Genomic DNA, 6,684 nt, shown 5'->3' on the forward strand with positions numbered 1-6,684 from the left:
GTCATTCCTCTTGGAATATCTGGACCCTAGATCGGATCCTTCGCGCTTGGCGCGAAGTGTCGCCCACGGGAATTGCTTTTGCAATGCGAAGGATCCCCAATCGAATCAAAGGGGATCAATCGCCAAGGGGATGGAGGCCGAGGGTCTCCAGCAGCGAGATCAGGCGGATCAAGGGCAGTCCGACCAGGGCATTGGGATCATCGCCTTCCAGCCGCTCGAAGAGGACGATGCCCAAACCCTCGGACTTGAAACCGCCGGCGCAGTCGTAAGGCGACTCGCGATCCAGATAAGCCTCGATCCGAGCCCGGTCGAGGTTACGAAAATGCACCTTGAAGGGTTCGACCAGGGTTTGGGCCAGCCCGGTGCGCGCGTCCAGCAGACAGAGGCCGGTTTGGAAGAGCACGCAACGCCCGGAAGCCTGCTCCAATTGGGCGATCGCGGTCGCGCGATTTCCCGGCTTTCCGAGCACGGCCTCGTCGAGACAGGCGACCTGATCGGATCCGATGATGAGTGCGTCCGGGTGCGTCTCGGCGACCGCGCGGGCCTTGGCCTCCGCGAGACGCCGCACCAGAACCGCCGGGGGCTCGCCGGGCCGCCGCGTCTCGTCGACCCTCGGCGCCGCCGTGGTGAACTCCAGGCCGAGCCGCTCCAACAGGGCGCGACGATAGACCGAGGTGGAGGCGAGTACCAATGGGGGCTGTGTCGACACGCTAAATCCTCTCGATCAGGCCGGCGTTAGGCCGGTCTGGCCTCCAGCACCACCAGGCTATGCGAGCCGACCCTGACGCGACCCGGAGGCATGGGGCGCTGTTCGGCGGGCGCGACGACCGCGTCTTGGTCCAGGGCGGTATCGACGGCCAGGCACCAGCTCAACCCCGGAGCGGGCGGAGGAACCGCGAACTCCTGGCTCTCCACGTCCATGTTGAACATGACGTGCATCGGCGGTTCGTCCTCGACCTTACCGGCGAGCGTGAAGGCGAGCGCGCGGTTGGTCGGATCGTCCCACTCGGGCCGCTCGAGTCCAATGCCGTGCCAGGTGATGTCGGGCAGCTTCTGACCGCGCTCCGGCTTACCGGTCAGGAACCGATCGCGCGTGATGGCCGGGTGGCGGCGGCGCAAGGCGATCATGGCGCGCACGAAATCCAGCATGTCGCGATTCTTCTCCACCAGCGCCCAGTCCGACCAGGAAAGCTCATTGTTCTGGCAGTAGGTGTTGTTGTTGCCGAGCTTCGAACGCAGCACCTCGTCGCCCGACAGCAGCATGGGAACGCCCTGGCTCAGCATCAGGATACTGATGAAGTTGCGCGCCTGCCGACGGCGCAGACGTTGGATCTCGGGATCGTCCGTCGGACCCTCGCAGCCGCAGTTCCAGCTCAGGTTGTCATCGTGCCCGTCGCGGTTGCCCTCGCCATTGGCCTCGTTGTGCTTCTGGTTGTAGCTGACCAGGTCATGGAGGGTGAAACCGTCGTGACAGGTGACGAAATTGATGGAGTTCATCGGCAGGCGGCCGCGGCTCTCGTACATGTCGCTGGATCCGGAGATCCGTGTCGCCACCTCCGGGATCAGCCCCGGATCGCCTCGGACGAATCCGCGAATGACGTCGCGGTAGCGCCCGTTCCACTCCGACCAGCGATAGCCGGGGAAGTCGCCGACCTGGTAGAGCCCGGCCGCGTCCCAGGCTTCCGCGATGATGTGGGCGCGGCTGAGCGAGGGCGAGAGTTCGATCGACCAGAGCACCGGGGCATGGTACTGGGGGTGGCCATCCTCGCCGCGCGCCAGCGCGCTCGCCAGGTCGAAACGGAAACCGTCGACATGCATGTGCCGCACCCAGTAGAGGAGGGCGTCGACCAGGAAGCGCGTCACCATGGGGTGATTGCAGTTCATGGTATTGCCGCAGCCGGTGTAGTCGCGGTACTTACGGCGGTCCTCGAAATCGAGATGGTAGAAGATCTCGTTGCCGAACGCCTTGAAGCTGATGACGGGGCCGTCCGAGCCACCCTCGGCGGTGTGGTTGAAGACCACGTCCAGGATGACGCCGATGCCGGCCTTGTGAAACGCCTTGATCATGTCGCGGAATTCGTCGCGCGCGTGGATGGCGGTCACGGCGAATCCGGGGTGCGGCGCGAAAAAGCTATGGGTGCTGTAGCCCCAATAGTTTTCCAGCCCGAGCTTGGCCGTCTGGGGCGGGACGTCCTGGACGTCGAAGGCCATGACGGGCATCAGCTCGACATGGGTGATGCCGAGATCCTGGAGATAGGGGATCTTCTCGATGATGCCCTCGAAGGTGCCCGGATGGGTCACGCCGGAGGAGGGGTGCCGGGTAAAGCCTCCCACATGCATTTCATAGATGACGGCATCGTTGAGGGGAACGAACAGGGGCTTGTCGTCCTCCCAGTCGTAAGTATCCCCCACGACCTGGCCGCGGATCGCGGTCTCCACGTTATCGCCGGGGCGACAGGCGGCCTGGCGATCCCAGAGACGGTCGCTGATGGTGGTGGCCCAGGGATCGAGGAGCGCCTTCTCGGGATCGAGTCGGCTGCCGGTCAGGCGCGTATCCGAGCGGCCATCGGCCCGCCAGTTGTAGAAGGTTCCTTCCGAGAGGTTCTCGACGAAGACATGCCAGAAAAAGAAGGTGCGGTTGGAGCGCGGATCCAGTTGGATGACCTCATAGGGATCCTGGCTCTCGCTGTTTTCGAACAGCAACAACTGCATCCGCTCGGCATAGCGCGAGAAGACGCAGAAATTGACGCCGCCGTTCATGACGGTAGCTCCGGCCGCGTCCCAACTGCCTGGCTGGACACGGTATCTGAGTGGCCTCATCGGCGGTTCTCCAACATAGATAACTCGCGGATTCACCGCGGCGAAACAGCGCGACCGACGCGCGCCGTGGGTCGCATGAACACATATCCAAGGTGGCGGATCGACGACGCGCCTCGACCTCGGGGAAGCCACGGAGGACTCACTTCAGCATCGCCGGAACCATGAGGTAACCGATCAGCGTTCCGACCAGGATGCCAAGAATGGCCCCCAACAGAATTCCATACCACTTCACGACACCACCTCGCTTGTTCCATTAGGAAGTCCGCATATTGTGCGGTGCTTTCAATCCGATCCACAAGTCACCCGAGGGATGGCCTGGAACGGATCGACTCCGGTTCATTGGGGGTTTCGCGACCCTCATGTGGCTGCTAGAGTCCCGCCCCCAGTCTCCCGCCCCATGTTTCCGCCACCAGACAGGATTCCGACCGCGATGAACGTACCACTCTCCGCCACCGAGCTGGCCAATCTTTTCGAGCGGCCAGCCGACGATCGGTATGCCTATTTCCTGACCGAGGCCAATTCACGCGGACAAGTCTGGACCCTACAGGGTCCTGGCGGCTTCGTGGCCTTCCGTGACGAGGATGGTCGCGACTGTTTCCCCTTCTGGCCCACCCCCGAACTCGCCGCGGCCGTGGCCAACGACGACTGGTCCGACTGTCGGCCCGAGCCATTGGAGCTGTCGATCTTCATGGAACGCTGGCTGAAGGGCATGGCGCGCGACGCCCGGCTGGTATCCGTCTTTCCCGCGCCGGACGGCACCAGCATCGTCGTCGAGCCACTGGAACTGTTACAAGATCTCGAGGATGCGTCCGCCGCGCGACCGAACGGGCTCGGAGGTGGTGCAAAATCCTCGTAGAAACCCATCACACCACCAGCCTGGATGTCACGGAACGCCATCGGGAAACCGGGGCGTTTTTTCGCCACCCTTCCCGGCATCCACCGATTCAATTTCGCAGCGGTGCCCTGGGCGCGGCCTGGGGCTTGGGGTTCAGCCAGGATTCCAGATGGGATGGACTCAATGGCTCGCCGAAGAGATCACCCTGCGCCTTGAGGCAGCCGATGTTCAAAAGCTGATACTTCTGTTCCTTGGTGCGAACACCATCGGCGCGGATGTTCAATCCAAGCGACTGCGCCATGGCGATCAGCGCCTCGACCACGGCCAACTCGTGATGAGAATTCGGCAGGGCCTCGATGAAGCTGGAATGGATCTTCAGCGTTCTGACGGGAAGCCGTTGCAGGACCGCCGGCGCGGTCCAGCCAATACCGACCTCGTTCAGCGTGATGCCGATGCCGAGTTCGTTGAGACCCTGAAAGACCTCCGCCACCTGCTCGCGGTGCTTGGCAAGCAGGCACTCGCTGAACTCCAATTCCAGGCGCGTCGCGACCAGCGGGCGTTCTTCCAGCAGGTTGGTTAGATTACGCACCAGATCCCCGCGCGTGAGCTGGGCCTCGTGGATGCCGACGACCAGACAGTGGACCGCCAGCCCGCTCTCGATCCAATCCTGAAGCTGCCGGCAGGCGGTCTCCAGCGCCCAGTTCCCCAACTCCAGGATCAGACCGCTCTCGTTGGCCAAGGGCAGGAAACGCTCGGGTGGCACCACGCCGAGTTCGGGCGGCTCCCAGTGGATCGAGGCCACCACGCAATCGCAATCGCCGCTGTCCATGTCCACGCCGGCGCGGTAGAGGAGTTGGAACTCCGGGGTTCCCAACCCATCGCGCAGCCGATCGAGCATGCGCCGATGCTCCTGATAGGCTTGGTCCGGCTCGGCCCGCAACACATGAAAGCCGTTGCGACCCTGACGCTTGACCTGGCGCAGCGCCGATTCCGCGTTGGCGATGACCGAATTGCGCTCCTCGTCGACTCCGGAGCTGATCGTGATCCCGATGCTGATGTTGACGTGCAATTGGTGTCCGCGAACCCAGATCGGCGCGCCCAGCATCTCCCGGATCCGGCGCGCGATCGCGACGACCTCCTCGATCTGGCCCGTTTCCTCGAACAGAAGCGCGAATTGGTCGGCGCGCAGTCTCGCCAGGGTGTCGGAGGGACGGATCGTCTCCCGCAGCTTGAGGGCGATCACGCGCAGCAGGTCATCGCCGATCTGATGGCCGAGACTGGAATTGATGTTCGCGAAATGGTCCAGGTCGACCAGGAAGAGGGCGAGGGCCGATTCCTTACGACGTCCAAGTTCGATCGCATGGTCCAGGCGAGACTCGAACAGGAGCCGGTTCGGAAGCTTGGTCAAGGCATCGTAATGGATCAGGTGCTCGGCCCGATGCGGGGCATTGGACGCCGTGCCGCGCTCGGCGAAGACACCCACGAAATTGAGCAGCCGCCCGCGCGAATCCAGGACGCGGCGAATCGTCAGCTTCTGACGATAGACCTCGCCATCCTTGCGGCGATTCCAGACCTCCCCCTGCCAGGCCCCGCGCCGCAGCAGTCGCCGCCACATACCGACGAAAAAACTCCGGCTATGCCACTGAGAATTGAGCAGGCTCGGCTTCTGGCCCAGTACCTCGGACTCCGAGTATCCGGTGATCTGCGTGAAGGCCGCGTTGACCGCCACGATGTCGCCCGAGGCGTCCGTGATCAGCACACCCTCGGAGGTCGCGCCATAGACGGCGGCCGATTGCAGGAGCCGCCGCTCGGCATCGCGCAACGCCGTCACATCCCGGATGTTGATGACGATCCCCGTGACCCGGCCGGACTCGTCGCGGCTGGGGAAGAGTCGAACCTCCAGGTCGAGCGGATCGCCGGTGGCCGAGGTCTCGCGGATATCCTCCACCAGAACCCGCGCCTGGTCGAGACAGCACCCCAGGTTGCGGTAGAGGAGCGTCGTCAGCTCGCACTCCCCACAGACATTCATGAACGGCTGATCGATCACGTTATCGCCACCCCGATCGAGCGCCTGGAGAAAGGCGGCGTTCGCGGCGAGGATACGGCAGCCTCGGTCGACATAGGCGATGCGATCGGTCGAGGCCGAGACGATGTCCGCGTAGCGCGCCAGGGCCTGCCGCGTGTCGCGCTGCTCGGTGATGTCCAGGATCGTGCCGCGGATCCGCCCCGTCGAACCCCCAGCCTCCGGGTCGAGTCGCCCGGTGATCTCGATCCAGCGCAACCCGCCACCCGCGCCAGGGATTCTGAAATGGATCTTGAACGCCTCGCAGGAGGTTCGGGTCCGCTGAATCACCGCCGCCACGCTATCCCGGTCCAGGGGATGGATCCGCGGCAGGATCCAATCCATCCCGGCCTCGTTCTCCGGACTCCGCCCCCAGATGTCGAACCAGTTCCGCGAGGCGCGCAGGCGTCCGGTCGCGATGCCCAGCTCCCAATCCGACGCCCCGGCCAGCGTCTCGTCGGTCCAGGTCTCCAGCCAGCCGATCCCCTCCCGCGCGGGCGGATCGCGCAGAACCGCCAGCACCCCGCCGGAACCACCCACCAGTTCGGGCAGTCGGCTGAAGGAGACCTTCACCAAGCACGAACCGCCACGCGCGGGGAGGAAATGAACATCCAGATCAAAGCGATTCGCCGTCGACGCGGCGAGCAGCCCCGCCATGACTCCCGCCTGTGACGGCAGGATCAGATCCGCCAGTCTCCGCCCAAGCACCTCATCGTCCCGGTAGCCCAGAAACTCAAGGAAAGCCTGATTAGCGGAGCGAACCGACTGGGATTGATCCAGAATGAAAACGCCCATCGGCATCGCGGCGAGCAATGGCATGATTGGATTCCGTGCACCGATGGCCGGGAGGATGAGTTGGGATCGGGGCAGTCATCCTGAAGGCGCCGAGGTCGGCTGATTCCGCGCACAGCGAAAGCCGGACGGCGATTATATCCGCAACAGGATTTGGTCGTGTACATGCTTTGGG

The 6,684-nt window shown here is 63.9% G+C and carries 4 protein-coding genes; 1 reads left to right on the forward strand and 3 read right to left on the reverse strand.

Going from position 1 to position 6,684, the window contains the following annotated elements; all coding sequences use genetic code 11:
- Positions 1-115: 115 nt before the first annotated feature.
- Both CKO27_RS03930 and glgX read right to left on the reverse strand, forming a co-directional pair.
- Positions 116-709 carry a Maf family nucleotide pyrophosphatase gene (locus CKO27_RS03930; protein ID WP_200373573.1) on the reverse strand — a complete coding sequence of 198 codons (594 nt, stop codon included), beginning with the start codon at positions 707-709 and terminating at the stop codon, positions 116-118.
- A gap of 26 nt (positions 710-735) precedes the next feature.
- Complete coding sequence (glgX, locus tag CKO27_RS03935; RefSeq protein WP_200373574.1) at positions 736-2,820, reverse strand: glycogen debranching protein GlgX; 2,085 nt, start codon at positions 2,818-2,820, stop codon at positions 736-738.
- 430 nt (positions 2,821-3,250) lie between these two features.
- On the opposite strand from glgX, the gene CKO27_RS03940 reads away from it, so the two are divergent.
- Positions 3,251-3,676 carry a DUF2750 domain-containing protein gene (locus CKO27_RS03940; RefSeq protein WP_200373575.1) on the forward strand — a complete coding sequence of 142 codons (426 nt, stop codon included), beginning with the start codon at positions 3,251-3,253 and terminating at the stop codon, positions 3,674-3,676.
- A gap of 88 nt (positions 3,677-3,764) precedes the next feature.
- On the opposite strand, the gene CKO27_RS03945 is transcribed toward CKO27_RS03940, so the two are convergent.
- Positions 3,765-6,536 (reverse strand): sensor domain-containing protein, encoded by a 2,772-nt coding sequence (locus CKO27_RS03945; protein ID WP_200373576.1) that lies wholly within the window; start codon positions 6,534-6,536, stop codon positions 3,765-3,767.
- Positions 6,537-6,684: the final 148 nt, after the last annotated feature.

Origin of the sequence: Thiocystis violacea, assembly GCF_016583575.1 — a bacterium.
Taxonomy (GTDB): Bacteria; Pseudomonadota; Gammaproteobacteria; order Chromatiales; family Chromatiaceae; genus Thiocystis; species Thiocystis violacea.

What these genes read in the sequence shown, in the direction of transcription:
- glgX (WP_200373574.1), bottom strand. Translation starts at nt 2,820, where the DNA reads ATGAGGCCACTCAGATACCGTGTCCAGCCAGGCAGTTGGGACGCGGCC.
- CKO27_RS03940 (WP_200373575.1), top strand. Translation starts at nt 3,251, where the DNA reads ATGAACGTACCACTCTCCGCCACCGAGCTGGCCAATCTTTTCGAGCGG.
- CKO27_RS03945 (WP_200373576.1), bottom strand. Translation starts at nt 6,536, where the DNA reads ATGCCATTGCTCGCCGCGATGCCGATGGGCGTTTTCATTCTGGATCAA.